The 19,272-nt window shown below is 72.4% G+C and carries 16 protein-coding genes, 1 tRNA gene and 1 pseudogene; 12 read left to right on the forward strand and 6 right to left on the reverse strand.

Annotated elements, in window-relative coordinates:
* The first annotated feature begins 76 nt into the window (after positions 1 to 76).
* The 3 genes from BX266_RS21955 to BX266_RS21960 all read left to right on the forward strand — a co-directional run bounded on the left by BX266_RS21955 (position 77) and on the right by BX266_RS21960 (position 1,999).
* Positions 77 to 517 (forward strand): molybdenum cofactor biosynthesis protein MoaE, encoded by a 441-nt coding sequence (locus tag BX266_RS21955; RefSeq protein WP_259464796.1) that lies wholly within the window; start codon positions 77 to 79, stop codon positions 515 to 517.
* Positions 518 to 678: 161 nt separating this feature from the next.
* Positions 679 to 846 (forward strand): hypothetical protein, encoded by a 168-nt coding sequence (locus tag BX266_RS38775; RefSeq protein ID WP_180290567.1) that lies wholly within the window; start codon positions 679 to 681, stop codon positions 844 to 846.
* A gap of 76 nt (positions 847 to 922) precedes the next feature.
* Positions 923 to 1,999: a PDZ domain-containing protein gene (locus BX266_RS21960; protein ID WP_099902361.1), complete on the forward strand. Its 1,077-nt coding sequence runs from the start codon at positions 923 to 925 to the stop codon at positions 1,997 to 1,999.
* A 59-nt stretch (positions 2,000 to 2,058) separates the two neighbouring features.
* On the opposite strand, the gene BX266_RS21965 is transcribed toward BX266_RS21960, so the two are convergent.
* Positions 2,059 to 2,619, reverse strand: coding sequence for a PPA1309 family protein (locus BX266_RS21965; RefSeq protein ID WP_099902363.1), 561 nt, complete (start codon positions 2,617 to 2,619; stop codon positions 2,059 to 2,061).
* A 166-nt stretch (positions 2,620 to 2,785) separates the two neighbouring features.
* Here BX266_RS21965 and BX266_RS21970 point away from each other — a divergent pair, with 166 nt between their 5' ends.
* From BX266_RS21970 to BX266_RS21985, 4 genes are all read left to right on the forward strand, one after another.
* On the forward strand, positions 2,786 to 5,728 hold the full coding sequence (locus BX266_RS21970) for a UPF0182 family protein (protein ID WP_099908152.1): 2,943 nt from the start codon (positions 2,786 to 2,788) through the stop codon (positions 5,726 to 5,728).
* Positions 5,729 to 5,785: 57 nt separating this feature from the next.
* Positions 5,786 to 5,859 (forward strand) — tRNA-Met (locus BX266_RS21975).
* 258 nt (positions 5,860 to 6,117) lie between these two features.
* Positions 6,118 to 8,139, forward strand: a complete 2,022-nt coding sequence (locus BX266_RS21980; RefSeq protein ID WP_099902364.1) for a glycosyl hydrolase family 18 protein — start codon at positions 6,118 to 6,120, stop codon at positions 8,137 to 8,139.
* A gap of 352 nt (positions 8,140 to 8,491) precedes the next feature.
* Positions 8,492 to 10,417, forward strand: coding sequence for a tetratricopeptide repeat protein (locus tag BX266_RS21985; protein ID WP_099902366.1), 1,926 nt, complete (start codon positions 8,492 to 8,494; stop codon positions 10,415 to 10,417).
* A gap of 18 nt (positions 10,418 to 10,435) precedes the next feature.
* On the opposite strand, the gene hisN is transcribed toward BX266_RS21985, so the two are convergent.
* The 5 genes from hisN to BX266_RS22010 form a co-directional block, all read right to left on the reverse strand.
* The gene (gene hisN, locus BX266_RS21990) at positions 10,436 to 11,233 is read right to left on the reverse strand and encodes a histidinol-phosphatase (RefSeq protein WP_099902367.1); all 798 of its coding nucleotides are present in this window, start codon (positions 11,231 to 11,233) and stop codon (positions 10,436 to 10,438) included.
* 18 nt (positions 11,234 to 11,251) lie between these two features.
* On the reverse strand, positions 11,252 to 11,575 hold the full coding sequence (locus tag BX266_RS21995; protein ID WP_099902369.1) for a multidrug efflux SMR transporter: 324 nt from the start codon (positions 11,573 to 11,575) through the stop codon (positions 11,252 to 11,254).
* A gap of 89 nt (positions 11,576 to 11,664) precedes the next feature.
* Positions 11,665 to 12,720 carry a ribosome small subunit-dependent GTPase A gene (rsgA, locus tag BX266_RS22000; protein ID WP_099902370.1) on the reverse strand — a complete coding sequence of 352 codons (1,056 nt, stop codon included), beginning with the start codon at positions 12,718 to 12,720 and terminating at the stop codon, positions 11,665 to 11,667.
* A gap of 15 nt (positions 12,721 to 12,735) precedes the next feature.
* On the reverse strand, positions 12,736 to 14,055 hold the full coding sequence (gene aroA / locus BX266_RS22005) for a 3-phosphoshikimate 1-carboxyvinyltransferase (protein WP_099902372.1): 1,320 nt from the start codon (positions 14,053 to 14,055) through the stop codon (positions 12,736 to 12,738).
* A gap of 10 nt (positions 14,056 to 14,065) precedes the next feature.
* The gene (locus BX266_RS22010; protein ID WP_099902373.1) at positions 14,066 to 14,788 is read right to left on the reverse strand and encodes a M50 family metallopeptidase; all 723 of its coding nucleotides are present in this window, start codon (positions 14,786 to 14,788) and stop codon (positions 14,066 to 14,068) included.
* A gap of 119 nt (positions 14,789 to 14,907) precedes the next feature.
* Here BX266_RS22010 and BX266_RS22015 point away from each other — a divergent pair.
* The 5 genes and pseudogenes from BX266_RS22015 (at position 14,908) to BX266_RS22035 (ending at position 19,211) form a co-directional block, all read left to right on the forward strand.
* Positions 14,908 to 15,644: pseudogene (locus BX266_RS22015) on the forward strand (SOS response-associated peptidase).
* 27 nt (positions 15,645 to 15,671) lie between these two features.
* On the forward strand, positions 15,672 to 16,286 hold the full coding sequence (locus BX266_RS22020; protein ID WP_099902377.1) for an alpha/beta family hydrolase: 615 nt from the start codon (positions 15,672 to 15,674) through the stop codon (positions 16,284 to 16,286).
* 279 nt (positions 16,287 to 16,565) lie between these two features.
* Positions 16,566 to 17,279 carry a sigma-70 family RNA polymerase sigma factor gene (locus BX266_RS22025; RefSeq protein WP_399171307.1) on the forward strand — a complete coding sequence of 238 codons (714 nt, stop codon included), beginning with the start codon at positions 16,566 to 16,568 and terminating at the stop codon, positions 17,277 to 17,279.
* The gene (gene rsrA / locus BX266_RS22030; RefSeq protein WP_099902380.1) at positions 17,276 to 17,638 is read left to right on the forward strand and encodes a mycothiol system anti-sigma-R factor; all 363 of its coding nucleotides are present in this window, start codon (positions 17,276 to 17,278) and stop codon (positions 17,636 to 17,638) included. Before BX266_RS22025 ends, rsrA begins: the two co-directional genes overlap by 4 nt.
* 196 nt (positions 17,639 to 17,834) lie before the next feature.
* A complete protein-coding gene (locus BX266_RS22035; protein WP_259464797.1) occupies positions 17,835 to 19,211 on the forward strand; it encodes an HD-GYP domain-containing protein in 1,377 nt (458 codons plus the stop codon).
* Positions 19,212 to 19,272 lie beyond the last annotated feature (61 nt).

The following is a 19,272-nucleotide window of genomic DNA, read 5'->3' on the forward strand; positions in this document are numbered from 1 at the left end:
TCACATGATGGAATTACCGCATCGTGATACGAAAGTTCTTGCGGTCCGTCGACGAGAATGCGGAATGATGGTGGCCATGTCCGAGAACCACGACCCGATCCGCCTGCTCGCCGTCCGCGAGACCCCGCTCTCGCTGGACGAGGTCCACGCCGCGGTCGGCGACGACGCGGCGGGCGGCACCACCCTGTTCGTCGGCACCGTGCGCGACCACGACGGCGGCAAGCCGGTCGCCGCGCTGGAGTACAGCGCCCACCCGACCGCGGAGCGGGAGCTGCGCCGGATCGCCGAGAAGATCTGCGCCGACTTCCCGGTCCGCGCGCTCGCCGCGGTGCACCGCACCGGCCGGCTGGAGATCGGCGACGCCGCGGTGATCGTCGCGGTGTCCTGCCCGCACCGCGGTGAGGCGTTCGCGGCCGCGCGCCGGCTGATCGACGAACTCAAGCACGAGGTGCCGATCTGGAAGCACCAGATCTTCACCGACGGCGAGGAGGAGTGGGTCGGCGCGGGCTCCTGCTGAGCCGCCCGTGTCCGGCCCCGGACCGCGCTCGTTGCCCGTTCGGCGGTACCTCGTTGCGGTGAGCCGTGCCCCGGTCCCGTAACCCGGATGCCGCCCGCGCCGTTCCCCCTACAGGCGGTTAATCTGCTGATACACATGACGAGCCTGTGGGGAGTTCGAAAATGGCTGCGCTCGCCTGGTTGATCATTCCTGTGGTGGCCGGACTGCTGGCCATGGTCTGGGCGGGGTGGGCGGCCCGACCGCCCCGGTCCATGACCGATCCCAGCTCGCTGGCCGAGCACGAGCGGTTCCGCGCGGCGATGGAACGCAGCACCTCCGGCGAGCAGTGACGACACGTCCCCGATCGGCCGTGCGGCGGGCGGACCGGCAGTACACCCCGACCCGCACTTCCCGTACTGTCGTGGCATGCCACGCCGATCGGCGACGATGCTCGCCGCCACCCTGCTGCTGATAGGCCTGCTCTGTGCCTCGGTCCTGATGAAGGTCCCGTTCACCGAGATGAGCCCCGGGCCGACGTACAACACCCTCGGCACGCAGGACAAGACCGGCGAGCCCGTCATCACCATCACCGGGCGCGAGACCTACCCGACCAGCGGGCACCTCAACATGACCACCGTCCAGGTCACCGGGGCGAACTACCAGCCCAGCCTGGTCTCGGCGATCGTCGGCTGGATCCGGGGCGACGTGCTGGTGGTCCCGCACGACAACGTGTACCCGCAGGGCCAGACCGACCAGGAGGCCCAGCAGCAGAACGCCGAGGAGTTCGCCTCCTCCGAGGACAGCGCGAAGACCGCCGCCCTCAAGCAGCTGGACATCCCGGTCGGCACCGAGATCATCGTCTCCTCGGTGACCTCCGGCGGACCCTCCGAGGGCAAGCTGCACGCCGGCGACCAGATCGTGGCCGTCGACGGCGTGGTCATCACCACCCGGGCCCAGGTCGCCGAGCAGGTCATGAAGCACAAGCCCGGCGAGACCGTGGTCTTCACGGTGGTCCCGCACGCCAAGGCCAGCCCCACGCCGAACCCGGCGGACCAGGTGGAGGTCCCGATCACCACCGCGAAGGCGCCGGACGAGGACCGGGCGATCGTCGGCATCACGCCCGGCGTGGACCACGTCTACCCGTTCAAGATCGACATCGGCCTGCAGGACGTCGGCGGCCCCAGCGCCGGCCTGATGTTCGCCCTCGGCATCGTCGACAAGCTCACCCCCACCGACCTCACCGGCGGCAAGTTCGTGGCCGGCACCGGCACCATCGACGACGACGGCACCGTCGGCCCGATCGGCGGCATCCAGATGAAGCTGATCGCCGCCCGCGACAAGGGCGCCGAGTACTTCTTCACCCCCGCCGACAACTGCGCCGAAGCCACCCGCGGCACCCCGTCCGGCCTCACCCTGGTCAAGGTCGACGACCTCGCCGGCGCGGTCAAGGCGCTGGACGCCATCCGCGACGGCGACAGGGCGGCGCTCCCGCACTGCGGCTGAGCCGGGCACGCGCGCGCGAGGGCACCGCCGGGGACCGCACCCCGGCGGTGCCCTTCCGTTCAGGCGAAGGTGGCCAGCAGTGCGGAGGTCAGGTTGGGGACCAGGTCCGGGCCGGTGAGGACCTCGCGGGCGACGTCCTTCTCGCGCAGGCGCAGCGCGACCTCCTTGCCGCCGTCCCGCAGCACGGCGGCGGTGATGCGGACCTCCTGGCGCTGCGGGTGGGTCGCGACCCAGTCGTTGATCTCCTTCTCGGTCGCGTTCTTCGGCCGGGAGGCCTCCGCGGCGGGCGGGAGCATCAGGCGCTCGACCACCAGGGCGCAGCCGACGACGCCGTCCGGCCAGGCGATGGTGCCGAGGAAGCGGTCGAGTTCGGTGCCCGGCGGGATCTCCTCCTGCTCGACCGGGGTGAGGCCGGTCGGGTTGTCGTCCAGGCCGAGCTGCGAGGCGAGTCGCGGGTTGGCCTTGCGCATCTGGGCGTTGTCGACCAGGGCGAACAGGCGGGCGGGAAGGTCCCAGCCGAGCGTGGCGACGTGCTCGTCGATCTCCAGCGCGGCCCGGGTGAGCGGGGTCGCCGCGGGCAGGCCGGAGGCGGCGGCGGTCAGGTCAGGGGAGTCGGACATGGGCCCATCCTCACATGTCCGAGGGGGCCGTCTCCAACTCCGACGCATCGTCCGGGAACTCCGGTAAAGACTGATTAAGTTGCACTGGAGACCGCCGCCCGTCCCAACGGCGCGGCACCGTACCCGCATTCACGACGACAGCTGAGGTGGCGCCTTGACCTTCCAGATGCCGGACCGTTCCGGTCCGGGTTTCCGAGCGAGAGTCGGGCCGCCGTCGCGCCGGTCGAAGGTGCTGCTGCTGACGGTCGGCGTGCTGGCCGTGCTGTTCCTGCTGTTCGTCATGTTCTCCGGCCTGTGGACCGACTGGCTGTGGTTCAGGTCGATGAAGTACGGCTCGGTGTTCACCTCGCAGTTGAGCGCGAAGCTCGGGCTGGCGGCGGTGTTCGGCCTGCTGATGGCGCTGGTGGTCGGGTTCAACCTGTGGCTGGCGTACCGGCTGCGGCCGCCGCTGGCGGCGATGTCGGTGGAGCAGCAGAGCCTGGACCGCTACCGGATGGGCGTGGCGCCGTTCCGCAAGTGGCTGCTGATCGGGCTGTCGCTGGTGGTCGGCCTGGTGGCCGGGGCCGCGGCGGGCGCGCAGTGGCGGACGTGGATGCTGTGGGTGAACGGCACCTCGTTCGGGGTGAAGGACAGCCAGTTCCACAAGGACGTCTCGTACTACGCGTTCAAGCTGCCCTGGTACGAGTTCCTGCTGGGCTTCGCGTTCAGCGCGGTGATCGTCTCGCTGGTCGCGGCGACGGCCGTGCACTACCTGTACGGCGGCCTGCGGCTGCAGGGGCCGGGTCGGCGGGCGAGCGCCGGGGCCCAGGGTCATCTGGCCGTGCTGCTGGGCGTGTTCGTGCTGCTGAAGGCGGTGGCGTACTGGCTGGACCGGTACGCGCTCGCGGTGAAGAGCGAGGCGTACAAGGGGGTCGAGGGCTGGACCGGCCTGCGGTACGTGGACGCGAACGCGTTCCTGCCGGCCAAGACGATCCTGTTCTTCGTGGCGATCATCTGCGCGCTGCTGTTCTTCCTGACGCCGATCCGGCGGACCTGGGCGCCCGCGCTGATCGGCTTCGGCCTGATGGCGCTGTCGGCGGTGCTGATCGGCGGGCTGTACCCGGCGATCGTGCAGCAGTTCCAGGTCAAGCCGAACGAGCAGGCCAAGGAGACCGCGTACATCCAGAAGAACATCGACGCGACCAGGCAGGCGTACGGCATCGCGGACAGCGACGTGCAGCAGTACACGCCGACCGACTCCACGGACGCGGACAAGCTGAAGCAGGACGCGCAGACCATCGCCGACATCCGGCTGCTGGACCCGAACGTGGTGTCGCCGACCTTCCAGCAGAACCAGGCGCTGCGCCAGTACTACGCGTTCCCCAAGACGCTGGACGTGGACCGGTACGGCAACCAGGACACCGTGCTGGGCGTGCGCGAGCTGGACCTGACGGGCGTTCAGCAGCACAACTTCATCAACGACCACTTCAAGTACACCCACGGGTACGGCGTGGTCGCCGCCAAGGGCAACCAGGTGGACTCGAACGGCAACCCGGTCTACACCGAGCAGGCGCTGCCGACCGAGGGCTCGCTGGGCGACTACGAGCAGCGGGTGTACTACGGCGAGAAGTCGACCATGTACTCGATCGTCGGGCCGGGCCTGGACGAGATCGACTACACCCGGGACGGCCAGCCGGACCAGACCTCGCAGTACAGCGGCGCCAGCGGCGTCTCGCTGGACAACCCGCTGACCCGGGCCGCGTACGCGGTGAAGTTCGCCGAGCCGCAGATCCTCTACTCGGGAGCGATCAAGGACGGCGCGCGGATCCTCTACGACCGCACCCCGAAGGAGCGGGTGGAGAAGGTCGCGCCGTGGCTGTCGATCGACGCGGACCCGTACCCGGTGGTGGAGAACGGCCGGCTGGTGTGGGTGCTGGACGGCTACACCACCTCGGACGGGTTCCCGTTCTCCTCGAAGACGGTGCTCGGCGACGCCACCAAGGACTCGCTGACCGACCAGCGCGGGCGCACCCTGACGGCGGTCAACAAGGTCAACTACATCCGCAACTCGGTGAAGGCCACCGTGGACGCGTACACCGGCGAGGTGACGCTCTACCAGTGGGACGAGACCGACCCGGTGCTGAAGACCTGGATGAAGGCGTTCCCGGACACCGTCCAGCCGAAGGCCGACATCCCGTCGACGCTGCTGCCGCACCTGCGCTACCCGCAGGACCTGTTCAAGGTGCAGCGCGACCTGCTCGGGCAGTACCACATGACGGACGCCACGGCGTTCTTCAACGGCACCGACATCTGGGAGGTGCCGGAGGACCCGACCATCAACACCCACGAGGTCCAGCCGCCGTACTACCTGACGGTGCGGATGCCCGGCGCGACGGGGGCCAGCTTCTCGCTGACCACCTCGTTCGTGCCCTCGGGGCGGAAGAACCTGGCCGCGTTCATGGCGGTGGACGCCGACCCGGGCCCGGACTACGGGAAGCTGCGGATCCTGCGGACGACGTCCGGCTCCGGCGCGCTCGGCCCGGCGCTGACCCAGGCGAAGTTCAACTCCGACTCCGACGTCGCCCAGCAGTTGACGCTGCTGCGCAACGGCTCCGACTCGGACCTGGTGTACGGCAACCTGCTGACCCTGCCGGTCGGCGGCGGCATCCTCAACGTCGAGCCGGTGTACCTGGTGGCGCGCGGCGCGAAGGTGCCGGTACTGAAGAAGGTGCTGGCGGTGTACGGCGACCACAACGTGGCGCTGGCGAACACCCTGGACGAGGCGCTGGCCAAGGTGCTCGGCACGGCGGCCAACGGCACCACCACGCCGACCGCGCCTGCCCAGCCGACCAACCCCGGCACGCCGACCCAGCCCGGCACCCCGACCACGCCGTCGCCGACCGACGACCCGGCGCTGCAGAAGGCGCTGACGGACGCCCAGAAGGCGTTCGACGACGGGCAGGCGGCGCTGAAGAACGGTGACTGGGCGGCGTACGGCCAGGCCCAGCAGGCGCTGCAGAAGGCGCTGAACGAGGCGCTGGCGGCGGAGCAGAAGCCCGGCGGCGCCACCGCCTCGCCGGCGCCGAGCGCCTCGCCGGGCGGGCAGCCGTCGCCCGCACCCACGGGCTGAGCTGCGAGAACCGATTTGTTGGTCCACCCCGCGATCGTGCTACAGTGGTTTCACCGACGCGGGGTGGAGCAGCTCGGTAGCTCGCTGGGCTCATAACCCAGAGGTCGCAGGTTCAAATCCTGTCCCCGCTACTCAGTAGCGAAAGGCCCGGAGGCATCAGCCTCCGGGCCTTTGCCATTCCTTGGGTGTTGTGCCGATTGACACCCCCACTGGTCCAGTCCAATCTGAGTCATGCCCATGGCGGGCGGCCCCCACTGCCCGCCTGATCGGGTAGCAATTCGCATGCCAGCAAAGAGAGTTGATCGTTTTCTGCTTTCCGTCTGTCGCTCTCCCCGACCGGGTGTCGGACGGCGTTCCTGCATCCCCACGTGACAGGAGGGCACATCCGCATGCACCGGAACAACCGAAGGGCCTGGGCCGTCACGGCCGCGGCCGCCACGCTGCTCGCCGGCGCGATGTCGCTGCTGGGAGCCCCCAGCGCGAGCGCCGGACCGGGCAACACCACCGGCGCCCCCGCCACCAGCGGCGGCATGAAGGTCGCGTACTTCGACCAGTGGTCGATCTACCAGAACGCCTACTACCTGAAGAACGTCGACACCAACGGCATGGCAGGCAAGCTCGACTACCTGCTCTACGACTTCGCCAACATCGACCCGACCAACCTGACCTGCTTCGAGGCCAACTCGGCGGCCTCCCAGGACGAGAACAACCCGAACGCGGGCGACGGCGCGGGCGACTACTACGCCGACTACGCGAAGACCTTCGCCAACGGCCAGAGCGTCGACAACTCCACCGACACCTGGAACCAGCCGCTCGCCGGCAACTTCCACCAGCTGCAGGAACTGAAGGCCAAGTACCCGAAGCTCAAGGTGCTGCTGTCGATCGGCGGTTGGACGTACTCCAAGTACTTCTCCGACGTGGCCGCCTCGGACGCCGCGCGGAAGAAGTTCGTGTCCTCCTGCGTCGACATGTTCATCAAGGGCAACCTGCCCGCCCAGGGCGGCTACGGCGGCGCGGGGACCGGCAAGGGCATCTTCGACGGCTTCGACATCGACTGGGAGTACCCGGGCGGCGGCGGCCACACCGGCAACCACTCCTCGCCGAACGACAAGCAGAACTTCACCGCGCTGCTCGCCGAGTTCCGCAGCCAGCTCAACACCCAGGGCTCCGCGGACGGCAAGACCTACGCGCTGAGCGCCGCGCTGCCGGCCGGCCAGGACAAGATCAAGTTCATCGAGACCGACAAGATCGGGCAGTACCTGACCTTCGCGGACCCGATGACGTACGACATGCACGGCGGTTGGGAGGCCCAGGGCCCGACCAACCACCAGACGCCGATCTACCAGAACCCGAACGACCCGATGAACAACGTGCCGCCGGGCAACGCCAAGTACTCCATCGACGAGGCGGTCAAGGCGTACACGGTCGGCGACGCCTCGTACGGCATCCCCGGCGGGTTCCCGGCGAACAAGCTCAACATGGGCGTCCCGCTGTACTACCGCGGCTGGACGGGCGTCGCGGCCGGCGCCAACCACGGCCTGTTCCAACCGGCCGGCGGGCCGGCCCCGGGCGCGCCGAACTCCGGCAACGTCGCGGGCGTGCGGATGTACAAGGAACTGCTCGGCGTGGTCGACAACGCGAGCTACACGTACTGGGACGCGGCCTCGCAGGCCTCGTACTTCTACGACGGCACCACCTTCTGGTCCGGTGAGAACGCGAGGTCGATCCAGGCCAAGATGGACTACGCGCACTGCAACGGACTCGGCGGATCGTTCGTGTTCTCGCTCTACGACGACCCGAACGCGGTGCTGCTCAACTCGCTGATGACGGCCACCGCCGGCTCGGCGGCCAACTGCCCGGCCCCGCCGAGCCCGTCGCCGTCCGCCAGCACCTCGCCGTCGACCAGTGCCTCCCCGTCGACCTCGCCGTCCACCAGCACCTCCCCGTCGACCTCGCCCTCCAGCAGCCCGTCCACCAGCCCGTCCACCAGCCCGTCCTCCTCGCCGACCGGCCCCGGCGGCGGCCCGGTCGTCAACCCCGGCCTGGAGACCGGGGCGCTCAGCCCGTGGACGTGCGGCGGCGGACTCGGATCGGTGGTCAGCGGCGGGCACACCGGCTCGTACGCGCTGCAGGGCAACGTCAGCGCCGGGGACACCGCGCAGTGCCAGCAGGTGATCACGGTGAAGCCGAACACCACCTACACGCTCTCCGCCTGGGTGAAGGGCAACTACACCTACCTCGGCGTCACCGGCTCCGGTGCGGACAGCTCGACCTGGACGCCGGGCGGGAGCGCGTGGACCAAGCTGTCCACCAAGTTCACCACCGGCGCCTCGGTCACCTCGGTGACCGTCTGGGTCCACGGTTGGTACGCGCAGGGCGCTTACCAGGCTGATGACTTCAGTGTGAGCTGAGGCTCCGTCAACATCCTTTTAAGGAAGGCCCGGAGGAAATCCCCCTCCGGGCCTTCGCCCTTGCGGGCGCGCGGAGTTGATCGACTCCGGTACGATGCGTGGCCGGGGTTTGTGGGGCTCAGTGTCGGGAAATCGACAAAGCGCTGAAGCAATCTCGCCGGGCTTCGGCCCCGCTCCGCCAAAACGGCCGGAGCAGGTGTACGCGGTTTGCGGGTGATGCGACGATGGACCACGAGGGGGACGCGGCACGGCCTTTGACAGGCCGTCCGATCCGGCGCGCCCCCAGGGGGGACCACCCCGGGCCGACCGCCCGGGGCGAATGCCGCGACACTCGGGGGGAGCGGGAGTCGGCATGAAACTCATCGGCAAGAACGGGACGGGAGAACGACTGGCGGCGAGCAGCACCACGGACACCGACACCGGCGTCCACACCACCGACCAGTCCACCGGCACCCTGCCGGGCCAGCGCACCACCGCCGGCGGCGGCATCGACGTGACCGGCTACGGGCCCGAGGCGCTCGTCCACCTGACCGCGGGTCACATCGCCGCGGCCTCCACCGGGGACCTGCTGGACACCGAGGACGGCACGGACGGCGCCGACAGCTTCGAAACCGCCCTCGCCGCCCGCGAACAGGCCGCCCTCGAAGTCCGCCACCGCGGCTCCGCCGACGCCGGCGACCCCGGCGCCGCCAGCCAGCTCGGCGCCCTGCTGCTGCGCCGCGGCGACCTCGCCGACGCCGAACCGTACCTGCGCTCCGCGGCGGCCGCCGGCCTGCGCGCCGCCGCCAACAACCTCGGCGTGCTGCTCCACCAGCAGGGCCACCGCACCGAGGCCGCCCAGTGGTGGCGGCAGGCCGCCGTGGCCGGCTCCGCCCCCGCCGCGCACGCCCTCGGCCTGCAACTGCGCGACCAGGGCGAGGAGGAGGCCGCCGAGTACTGGCTGCACTACGCCGCCGAACACGGCCACCCGCTCGGCGCCTACGCCCTCGGCGACCTGATGGAGCACCGCCGCGACGTCCGCGCCGAACGCTGGTTCAAGGCCGCCGCCGACTCCGGCCACCGCGAGGCGGCCTACCGGCTCGCCCGGATGCGCGAGGCCGCCGGCGACAAGGACACCGCCGAGACCTGGTACCGCACCGCCGCCGCCCGCAGCCACGCCCGCGCCGCGCTGCGCCTCGGCGTGCTGCTCGAAGCCCGCGGCGACCTCGACGAGGCCGCCCGCTGGTACCGGCAGTCCGCCCAGAACGGCGAGGCCCGCGCCGCCTGCGCGCTCGGCTTCCTGCTCCGCGACGCCGGCGACCCGGCGGCCGCCGCCGAATGGTGGCAGGAAGCCGCCGAGGCCGGTGACGGCACCGCCGCCAACGCGCTCGGCGCGCTGCACGCCGGCCGCGGCGAGAACACCGTCGCCGAACGCTGGTACCGCGCCGCCCTCGACGCCGGCGACCACAACGGCGCCTTCAACCTCGGCCTGCTCTGCGCCGGCGCCGGCCGCGAGACCCAGGCCGAGCAGTGGTACCGCCGCGCCGCGTACGCCGGCCACCGCGAAGCCTGCAACGCGCTCGCCGTCATGCTGCTGCAGCGCGGCGACCGGTCCGGCGCCGAACCGTGGTTCTCCAAGGCCGCCGAGGCGGGCTCCGTCGACGGCGCGTTCAACCTCGGCGTGCTGCACGCGGGCCGCGGCGAGACCCGGCAGGCCCAGGAGTGGTACGCCCGCGCCGCCGCCGAGGGCCACGGCGAGGCCGCCCTGCAACTCGCCGTCGTCCAGGAACAGCGCGGCAACCTGGTCGGCGCCCTCGACCGCTACCGGCAGGCCGCCGACGGCGGCTCGCCCGAGGGCGCGTTCCGGCTCGCCTCGCTGCTCGACCGGCGCGGCGACGCCGACTCCGAGGCCGAACACTGGTACGCCGTCGCGGCCGACGCCGGGCACCGGCGCGCCCAGGTCCGGATGGGCGTCCGCGCGGCGGAGCGCGGCGCGCTGCAGATCGCCGAGAGCTGGTACCGCCGGGCGGCCGAGGGCGGCAGCCGCAGCGCCGCGTTCAACCTCGGCCTGCTGCTGGCCCGTCAGGACAGCGAGGCCGAGGCGATGCTCTGGTACACCCGCGCCGCCGACGCCGGCCACGGCCGCGCCGCCCTGCGCCTCGCCCTGCTCGCCCTCCGCCGCGGCGAGGCCGTCCAGGCGGAGAACTGGTGCAAGCGCGCCGCGGAGTACGGCCCCGCCGAGGTCGCCGAACGCGCCGGCCGTCTGCTGGGCGCGCTGAACGCGGAACTGTCGGCGTAAGCCCCGGCCGACGGGGCGTCAGACAGACAGCGAGCGCAGCGCAGCCTCGTGGAGGATCCCGTTGGTGGCGACCGCGTCCGCGCCGGAGGGGCCGTCGATGCCGTCGAGGCCGGTGAAGCGGCCGCCCGCCTCCTGGACGACGATGCAGGGGGCTGCCATGTCCCAGAGCGAGAGCTCGGGTTCGGCGGCGATGTCGACGGCGCCCTCGGCGACCATCATGTAGGACCAGAAGTCGCCGAAGGCGCGGGTGCGCCAGCAGGTGCGGGTGAGGTCGAGGAAGGCGTCGAGGCGGGCGCGCTCCTCCCAGCCGCCGAGCGAGGAGAAGGAGAGCGAGGCGTCGGCGAGGCGGGAGACCTTGGAGACGTGGATCCGCTGGGCCTTGGCGAGGCTGCGGCCGGCGTACGCGCCGAGCCCCTTGGCGGCCCACCAGCGCCGCCCGAGCGCGGGCGCCGAGACGATCCCGACCACGGGGACGTGCTCGCCGTCGGGCTGCTCCTCCAGCAGGGCGATCAGGGTGGCCCAGACCGGCACCCCGCGGACGTAGTTCTTGGTGCCGTCGATCGGGTCGATGACCCAGCGGCGCGGGCCGGAGCCCTGCAGGCCGTACTCCTCGCCGAGCACGGCGTCACGCGGCCGGGCGCGCTGCAGCACCGAGCGGACGAGTTCCTCGGCGGCCTTGTCGGCGTCGCTGACCGGGGTGAGGTCCGGCTTGGTCTCGATCTTCAGGTCCAGCGCCTTGAAGCGCTCCATGGTGATCGAGTCGGCCGAGTCGGCGAGGACGTGGGCGAGTCGGAGATCGTCGTGGTAGTCGGCCATGTGCCGACCCTAGCGGACTCAGTGTCCGGAGCCGCTGAGTTGAAGACCGATCACGCCCGCGATGACCAGCGAGACGGAGACCAGCTTCAGCGTGGACGTGGACTCGCCGAGGAAGACCATGCCGTACACCGCGGTGCCGGCCGCGCCGATACCCGTCCACACCGCGTAGGCGCTGCCCACCGGGAGGGTCTTCAGGGAGAGGGTGAGCAGCCCGAAGGAGCCGAGCGCGAACAGCGCGAAGGTGATGGTCGGCCAGAGCCGGGTGAAGCCGTGGCTGAGCTTGAGGTTGACCGCGAAGCCCGTTTCCAGCAGACCGGCGAGGATCACCATGGCCCATGCCATCGGATTGACTCCCTGTCAGGTAGGACGGTGTGACCTACCTATCGTTACCCAGCGGATCGGGCCGAGCGACTCGTGATCGCGGTGAATTCTCAGTCGCCCTCGGGCGCCTCGCGGGAGGCCAGCAGACGGCGCAGCGAGTACAGCCGGGCGGGATCGGCGTGGCCGTCCGCGACCCAGGCGTCCAGCGCGCAGTCGGGCTCGTCGTGGGAGCAGGCGCGCGGGCAGTCGGCGGTGCCGGGCTCCAGGTCGGGGAAGGCGTGGATGACCCGGGACGGGTCGATGTGGGAGAGGCCGAAGGACCGGAAGCCGGGGGTGTCGATCACCCAGCCCGGGTCGAGGGCCCTCTTGGAGGTGGGCTTCACCCCGGGCGGCGGGGGCAGCCGCAGGGCGAGCGCCGAGACGGTGGTGTGCCGGCCGCGGCCGGTGACGGCGTTGACCCGGCCGGTGCTCCGCCGGTGCTCCGGGACGAGCGCGTTGACCAGGGTGGTCTTGCCGACGCCGGAGTGCCCGATGAACACCGTGGTGCGCCCGCGCAGGTGCTCGCGGACCGCCTCGGCGCCGACCGACTCCAGCTCGTCGGCGCGGGTCACCACGTAGCGGATGCCGAGCGGCGCGTACGACTCCAGCAGCTCGTCGGCGGAGGCCAGGTCGGCCTTGGTGAGCACCAGCAGCGGCTCCATCCCGGCGTCGTACGCGGCGACCAGGCAGCGGTCGATCAGCCGCGGGCGGGGCTCCGGGTTGGCCAGGGCGGTGACGATGGCCATCTGCTGCGCGTTGGCGACCACGATCCGCTCGTACGGGTCGTCGTCGTCCGCGGTGCGGCGCAGCACCGAGCTGCGCTCCTCGACCCGGACGATCCGGGCCAGCGTGTCCGGCTCGCCGGACAGGTCGCCGACCACGCTGACGGTGTCGCCGACCACGACGCCCTTGCGGCCGAGTTCGCGCGACTTCATGGCGATGACCTGGCGCTCGTCCTTGGTGCCGCCGTCGACCAGGCAGGTCATCCGGCCCCGGTCCACGGTGAGGATCATCGCCTCGGCGGCGTCCTCGTGCTTGGGCCGGATCCGGGTGCGGGGGCGGGAGCCCCGGCGGCCCGGGCGGCTGCGGATGTCGTCCTCGTCGGCGTCCTTGCCGTAGCGGCGCATGCTCGTGATCCCCCGTCAGCCCTGGCCGAGGAGGTCGGCCCACATCTGCGGGAAGTCCGGCAGGGTCTTCGCGGTGGTCGCCACGTTCTCCACCAGGACCCCGTCGACGACCAGGCCGAGGACGGCGGCGGCGGTGGCCAGCCGGTGGTCCTCGTAGGTGTGGAAGGCGCCGCCGTGCAGCGGGCGGGGCCGGATCCGCAGGCCGTCCTCGGTCTCCCGGACGTCGCCGCCCAGGCCGTTGATCTCCTTGGCGAGCGCGGCCAGCCGGTCGGTCTCGTGCAGGCGCAGGTGGGAGATGCCGTACAGGTGCGACTCGGAGTCGGCGAGGGCCGCGACCGCGGCGATCACCGGGGTCAGCTCGCCGACGTCGTGCAGGTCCACCTCGATCCCGTGGATCTTGCCGGTGCCGGTGAACTCCAGCCCCTCGTCGGTGAACTGGCAGCTGCCGCCCATCGCGGTGTAGATCTCGCGGAGCTGGTCGCCCGGCTGGTAGGTGTGCTTCGGCCAGTCCCGGACGGTCACCCGCCCGCCGGTGGCCAGCGCCGCCGCGAAGAACGGGGCCGCGTTCGACAGGTCCGGCTCGACCACCAGGTCGCGGCCGATCAGCGCGCCGGGGGTGACCCGCCAGACGTCCTTCTCGCCGCCGTCCTCGGGCGCGTCGACCTGCCCGCCGGCCTTGCGGATCATGTCGACCGTCATCCGGATGTGCGGCAGCGAGGGCACCGTGCCGCCGACGTTGCGGATCTCCACGCCGTTGTTGAAGCGCGCGCCGGAGAGCAGCAGCGCCGAGATGAACTGCGAGGAGGACGAGGCGTCCACCTCCACCGGGCCGCCGTCCAGCGCGCCGGTGCCGTGCACGGTGAGCGGGAAACCGCCGCGGCCGCCGTCGTCGATCCGGGCGCCGAGGGCGCGCAGCGCGTCGATCACGCCGTGCTGCGGGCGCTCGTGGCTGCGCGGGTCGCCGTCGAAGTGCACCGGACCGTCCGCCAGGGTGGCCAGCGGCGGCAGGAAGCGCATCACCGTGCCGGCGTTGCCGACGTCGACCTGCGCCGGGCCGCGCAGCTGGGCGGCCGGGATGACCCGCCACGCCTCGCCGCCGCCGGTGCCGCCGCTCGCCGCGTTCACCGTCTCCTCGACCGTCACGCCCAGTGCGCGCAGGCCGTCCGCCATCAGCTGCGAGTCGCGGCTGCGCAGCGGGCGGCGCACCCAGCCCGGGCCGTCGGCGAGGGCGGCCAGCACCAGCGCGCGGTTGGTCGCGGACTTCGAGCCGGGGATGGTCACGGTCGCGTCCACGGCGGCGGTGGCGACGGGAGCGGGCCACAGGGAGTCGGTCATGCCGCCAAGTCTATGAGGCACCGGGCCACTGACGAGGCAGCAGCCAGGCCGCCCCGAGCCCCAGGCAGGCCAGCGCCAGCACCAGGAACAGCACCACCCACAGCGCCGCGGGCACCCTGGTCAGCCGCGCCAGCTGGTCGGCGTCCGACCCCGGCGCCCGGCCGTGGCGCCGGCTCGACCACAGTTCCAGCAGCGGCCGCACCCCCGCCAACAGGAGGAACCACACCCCCAGGTAGGCGAACGCGCCCTGCCACTCGGCGCTCCCGTACCAGGACACCGCGACGAACGCCCCGCCGGTCACCAGCACCGCCAGCACCCCGAACAGGTTCCGCAGCGTCACCAGCATCGCCGCCAGCAGCACGATGCCGATCCACAGCAGCGCGGTGATCCGGCCCGCCGCCAGCAGCGCCGCCCCGCCCAGGCCCAGCAGCGAGGGTGCCGGGTAGCCGGCCGCGGCGGTCAGCACCATGCCCGGGCCGGTCGGCCGCCCCGAGGACACCGTCAGGCCCGAGGTGTCCGAGTGCAGCCGGATCCCGGACAGCCGACGGCGGGTCAGCAGCGCCGTCAGCCCGTGTCCGCCCTCGTGCGCGATGGTCACCACGGTGCGGCTGAACCGCCAGACCGGGCGCACCGCCACCGCCAGCAGCGCCGCCAGCGCGGCGCCCCACACCAGCCAGTCCGGCGGGTCCGGCTGCAGGGCCGTCACCCGGTCCCACAGTTGCGCGAAGTCCATCGCGGCCGACCTCCGATCGCCGTCGTGTGCCCTGCCCGGGCGGGCAGCCTCCCACGGAAGGACGGGCCGCCGATAGCCGCCGGTTCTGCCCGCCCGCGCGCTCTGGCAAGCTGAACGCCATGTGCGGCCGCTTCGCCTCCTCCACCGACCCCGCCGAACTGGTCCGGCTGTTCGGCGTCCAGCAGTGGGACCCGACCGAGACGCTCGCCCCCAGCTGGAACGTCGCCCCCACCGCGAAGACCTTCGCCGTCCTCGACCGCACCCCGCGCGGACAGCGCCACCCGGTCCGTCAACTCCGGGTGCTGCGGTGGGGCCTGGTGCCCGCCTGGGCGGCCAGCGCGGACACCGCGGTCAAGATGATCAACGCCCGGGCGGAGACCGTCCACGAGAAGCCCGCCTACCGCCAGCCGTACGCCTCCCGGCGCTGCCTGATACCCGTCGACGGCTACTACGAATGGCAGACCGCGCCCACCGACGACGTGTCCCGCCCGCCCCGGCGCCCCTACTTCGTCTCCCGGGCCGACGGCGCCCCGCTGGCCCTCGCCGGGCTGTACGAGTTCTGGCGCGACCGCGAGCTCCCCGCCGACCACCCCGACGCCTGGCTGGTCACCTGCACCGTCGTCACCACCGCCGCCGAACCCCTGCTCGCCCCCGTCCACGAGCGGATGCCGCTGTACCTCGGCCCCGACCGCTGGGACGCCTGGCTCGACCCGCACGCCGGTACCGCCGACCTCACCCCGCCCCGCCCGGCGCCCTGCGCATCCACGCGGTGCCCGACGAGGTCGGCTCGATCCGCAACAACCACCCCGGCCTGACCCGCCGACTCACCGAGGACGACCGCACCACCCTGTTCTGACCGCGTCTCCTCTATACGCTCTGCGCCATGCAGCGGATCATCGCCACCCCCGCCGGGGACGCCCGCCTCCACTGGTTCCGGGCCACCGCCCCGCGCGCCGTCCTGCTCCTCGGCCACGGCGCTGGCGGCGGCATCGAGGCCCCCGACCTGCAGGCCCTCGCCGCCGGCCTCCCGCCGGCCGGCATCACCGTGGTCCTCGCCGAACAGCCCTGGCGGGTCGCCGGCCGCAAGCTCGCCCCCGCGCCCAGGACCCTCGACGCCGGCTGGCCCGCCCAGTTCGCCGCCGCGGCGCAGGACGGCCTCCCCGTGCACGTCGGCGGCCGCAGCGCCGGCGCCCGCGTCGCCTGCCGCACCGGCGCGGAGCTCGGCGCGGCGGGCGTGCTGGCGCTGGCGTTCCCGCTGCACCCGCCGGGCAAGCCGGAGAAGAGCCGGGCCGAGGAACTGCTCGGCACCGGCCTCCCGACCCTGGTGGTGCAGGGCGGGGCCGACACCTTCGGCACCCCGGAGGAGTTCCCGGCCCTCCCGGACACCCACCGGCTGGTGGAGGTCCCGCACGCCTCCCACGCGTTCAAGGTCCCGAAGAAGGCGGCGGCGGGCGATCCGGTGCAGCTGGTCACCGAAGCCGTCCGCGACTGGCTGTAGTCCGCCGACCCGCCGGGAATGTCCGAGCGGCGAGCGGGGTTGCACGAGGCGTCAGAAGATGCCCCCGGTGGAAAGGCAGCGTCCATGGGTTCGATCGCGTGCCCCGAGCGGCCGGAAGAGCGTGCGGCGCAGTCGCCGCTGGTCCCGGACTGGTCGGAGTGGGTTGTCGCGGGCGAGAAGCCGGTCAGCCCGATATCCTCGCTTGCGGGTCGGCCCGAGGTGGGCCGCGTGCGGGTTTCCGAGGAGGTGGGTCCGGTCGTCGGGACCGATGACGCGGCCGTGTCGGGCGCTTCTGGCGCCGACCAGGGCCGTCCGGAGGGCGAACAGCTCACCGGCGACGAACTGGCCGAGGCGATCGGCGAGGACACCTTCAGGGTGTCCGAGAGCGAGAGCGAGTCGGCGAGGCGCGAGCGCTTCGAGCGGGACGCCCTGGGATATCTGGACCCGATGTACTCGGCGGCGCTGCGGATGACCCGCAACCCGGCCGACGCGGAGGACCTGCTCCAGGAGGCGTTCGCCAAGGCGTACGCGTCGTTCCACCAGTTCCGTGAGGGCACCAACCTCAAGGCCTGGCTGTACCGCATCCTCACCAACACGTTCATCAACTCGTACCGCAAGAAGCAGCGCGAACCCCAGCGCACCGCGGCCGAGGAGATCGAGGACTGGCAGCTGGCGCGCGCCGAGTCGCACATGTCGACGGGCCTCCGTTCGGCCGAGGCGCAGGCGCTCGACCACCTGCCGGACAGCGACGTGAAGGACGCGCTCCAGGCCATTCCGGAGGAATTCCGGATCGCGGTGTACCTCGCGGACGTCGAGGGCTTTGCGTACAAGGAGATCGCGGACATCATGGGTACACCCATCGGTACGGTGATGTCCCGACTGCACCGTGGCCGCCGCCAGTTGCGCGGCATGCTGGAGGACTACGCCCGCGAGCGGGGGCTGGTCCCGGCCGGTACCGGTGCAGGGCAGGAAGCGAAGGGCACGGGCTCATGAGCTGCGGCGATCCGCACGAGACCGAGTGCGGTGAGGTGCTCGACCACCTCTACGAATTCCTCGACAACGAGATGCCCGAGGGCGACTGCGCCAAGCTGCGGGTGCACTTCGACGAGTGCTCGCCGTGCCTGGAGAAGTACGGCCTGGAGCAGGCGATCAAGGCGCTGATCAAGCGTTCCTGCGGTTGCGACGACACGCCCACCGACCTCCGGGCGAAGGTGCTGGCGCGGATCGACTCGATCCGGACGCAGCGCTCCGGGGAGGTGGACACCTCGGTGATCGAGGTGTCCGCGGTGAGCGTGGAGGTGACGGTCGACGGCGCGGCCGGGCACGGTACGGCGGTAGCCACCGCCGAGTGAGCGCTCACTCGATCGAGTGAGCTGTCGCTGCTCCGGCTGCGGCAATCCACGATCGTGCGCCGCACCCGTGCGGGCGGGCCCTATTCTCTGACGAGTCCTCACGTCGGAGGGCCCGGTACGGGCGGGGGAGGCCGAGATCGCCAGCGAACGCCAGCGCAGCGCCCTGCCGGGGCGGGCCGTCGGATACCTCGCCGCCGTGCTGGCCGCCGCGCTCGGGGTGCTGCTGCCGCTGGCCGCCGCCGGACCGGAGTTCGACTGGCCGCGGATCGGCCTGCTGGCCCTTCTGCACCTCTGCCTGGAGTCGCTCGCCCAGGGCGCCCGCACCCCGTGCGCGCGGGTGTGGCGGTGGGTGCGCGGCCGTTCCGCCGACGAAGCCCCCGCGGACCCGCGGGGCAGCGGCTTCTTCCCGGTGCTGTTCGCGGGGGTGCTCATGCTGCCGCCCGCGGCCGCGGCGCTGGTCGCCCTGCCGGGCGCGCTGCTCGGCCCCGCGATGCAGCCGCGCGGGCTGCGCCGGCTGTGGAACGCCGCCCAGCTCGCGCTGGCCGCGGCGGCCGCCGCCGAGGTGTTCCGGCAGCTCGGCGGCGCCCGCCTGCTGCTCGGCACCCGCTTCCCGGGCGCGGCCTTCGGGGCGCTCGCCGCGATCCTGACGTTCTGTCTGGTCAACGGGGTGCTGGTGGCCGGCATGGTCCGGCTCACCTGCGGCTCCTCCCGGCAGGGCGCGCTGCGGGCGGTCCGCCGGGCCGCGCCCGCCGCACTGCTGCACGGAGCGGGCGGCCTGATGATCGCGGTGCTCTGGCAGGGCCCGTACGGGGCGTTCGCCGCCGTGCTCGGACTGCTGCCGCTGACCATCACCGCCTGGCTGTCCGCGCAGGGCCACCGCGAGCGGACCGCGCACCGGGCGACCGTGCAGGCGCTGGTGCAGGCCGTCGAGATCAAGGACGCGTACACCCGCGGCCACAGCGAACGGGTCGGCCGCGCCTCGGTGCTGATCGCCCGCCAGCTCGGCCTCGCCGAGGACCGGCTCCGCACCCTGCACTTCGCCGGCACCCTGCACGACGTCGGCAAGCTCGCCGTGGCCACCGAACTCCTGAGGCGCAACGGGCCGCTGACGGAGTCCGAGCGGCGCGCCGTGGAGGTGCACCCGGTGTTCGGGCACGAGCTGGTGCGGCAGCTGGACTTCCTCGGCGAGGGCCGCGACGGCATCCTGCACCACCACGAACGGATGGACGGCCGCGGCTACCCGCACGGGCTCGCGGGCGAGCGGATCCCCGAGTTCGCCCGGATCATCTCGGTCGCCGACGCCTTCGACTCGATGACCTCCACCCGGTCCTACCGGCGCGGCCGGCCCGTCCCGGAGGCGGTCGCCGAACTGGAACGCTGCGCGGGCAGCCAGTTCGACCCGGTCATGGTCGGCGCACTGGTCGAGGCGGTCGCCGAACACGGATGGCAGCCCGAGCCCCCACCGCCCGGCGGCTGGGACGGCGAAGTCCCGGACATTCCCCTCGGCGTGCCCGAACCCGCCCGGCTCCCGCAGCAGTCCGGCCAGGGCCTGCCCGCCGGAGGCCCGGCGTGAGGGAGCGGAGCGGGCGCCCGCAGGGTCGGCTCGGCCGGCGGGCGAGCGGGCGGCGCGAGGT

Origin of the sequence: Streptomyces sp. TLI_171, from assembly GCF_003610255.1 — a bacterium.
Taxonomy (GTDB): Bacteria; Actinomycetota; Actinomycetes; order Streptomycetales; family Streptomycetaceae; genus Kitasatospora.

Bases quoted from the DNA above. Each gene is read 5' to 3' on its own strand.
- BX266_RS21955 (WP_259464796.1), top strand. From the start codon at position 77: ATGTCCGAGAACCACGACCCGATCCGCCTGCTCGCCGTCCGCGAGACC.
- BX266_RS38775 (WP_180290567.1), top strand. From the start codon at position 679: ATGGCTGCGCTCGCCTGGTTGATCATTCCTGTGGTGGCCGGACTGCTG.
- BX266_RS21960 (WP_099902361.1), top strand. From the start codon at position 923: ATGCCACGCCGATCGGCGACGATGCTCGCCGCCACCCTGCTGCTGATA.
- BX266_RS21965 (WP_099902363.1), bottom strand. From the start codon at position 2,619: ATGTCCGACTCCCCTGACCTGACCGCCGCCGCCTCCGGCCTGCCCGCG.
- BX266_RS21970 (WP_099908152.1), top strand. From the start codon at position 2,786: ATGCCGGACCGTTCCGGTCCGGGTTTCCGAGCGAGAGTCGGGCCGCCG.
- BX266_RS21980 (WP_099902364.1), top strand. From the start codon at position 6,118: ATGCACCGGAACAACCGAAGGGCCTGGGCCGTCACGGCCGCGGCCGCC.
- BX266_RS21985 (WP_099902366.1), top strand. From the start codon at position 8,492: ATGAAACTCATCGGCAAGAACGGGACGGGAGAACGACTGGCGGCGAGC.
- hisN (WP_099902367.1), bottom strand. From the start codon at position 11,233: ATGGCCGACTACCACGACGATCTCCGACTCGCCCACGTCCTCGCCGAC.
- BX266_RS21995 (WP_099902369.1), bottom strand. From the start codon at position 11,575: ATGGCATGGGCCATGGTGATCCTCGCCGGTCTGCTGGAAACGGGCTTC.
- rsgA (WP_099902370.1), bottom strand. From the start codon at position 12,720: ATGCGCCGCTACGGCAAGGACGCCGACGAGGACGACATCCGCAGCCGC.
- aroA (WP_099902372.1), bottom strand. From the start codon at position 14,055: ATGACCGACTCCCTGTGGCCCGCTCCCGTCGCCACCGCCGCCGTGGAC.
- BX266_RS22010 (WP_099902373.1), bottom strand. From the start codon at position 14,788: ATGGACTTCGCGCAACTGTGGGACCGGGTGACGGCCCTGCAGCCGGAC.
- BX266_RS22020 (WP_099902377.1), top strand. From the start codon at position 15,672: ATGCAGCGGATCATCGCCACCCCCGCCGGGGACGCCCGCCTCCACTGG.
- rsrA (WP_099902380.1), top strand. From the start codon at position 17,276: ATGAGCTGCGGCGATCCGCACGAGACCGAGTGCGGTGAGGTGCTCGAC.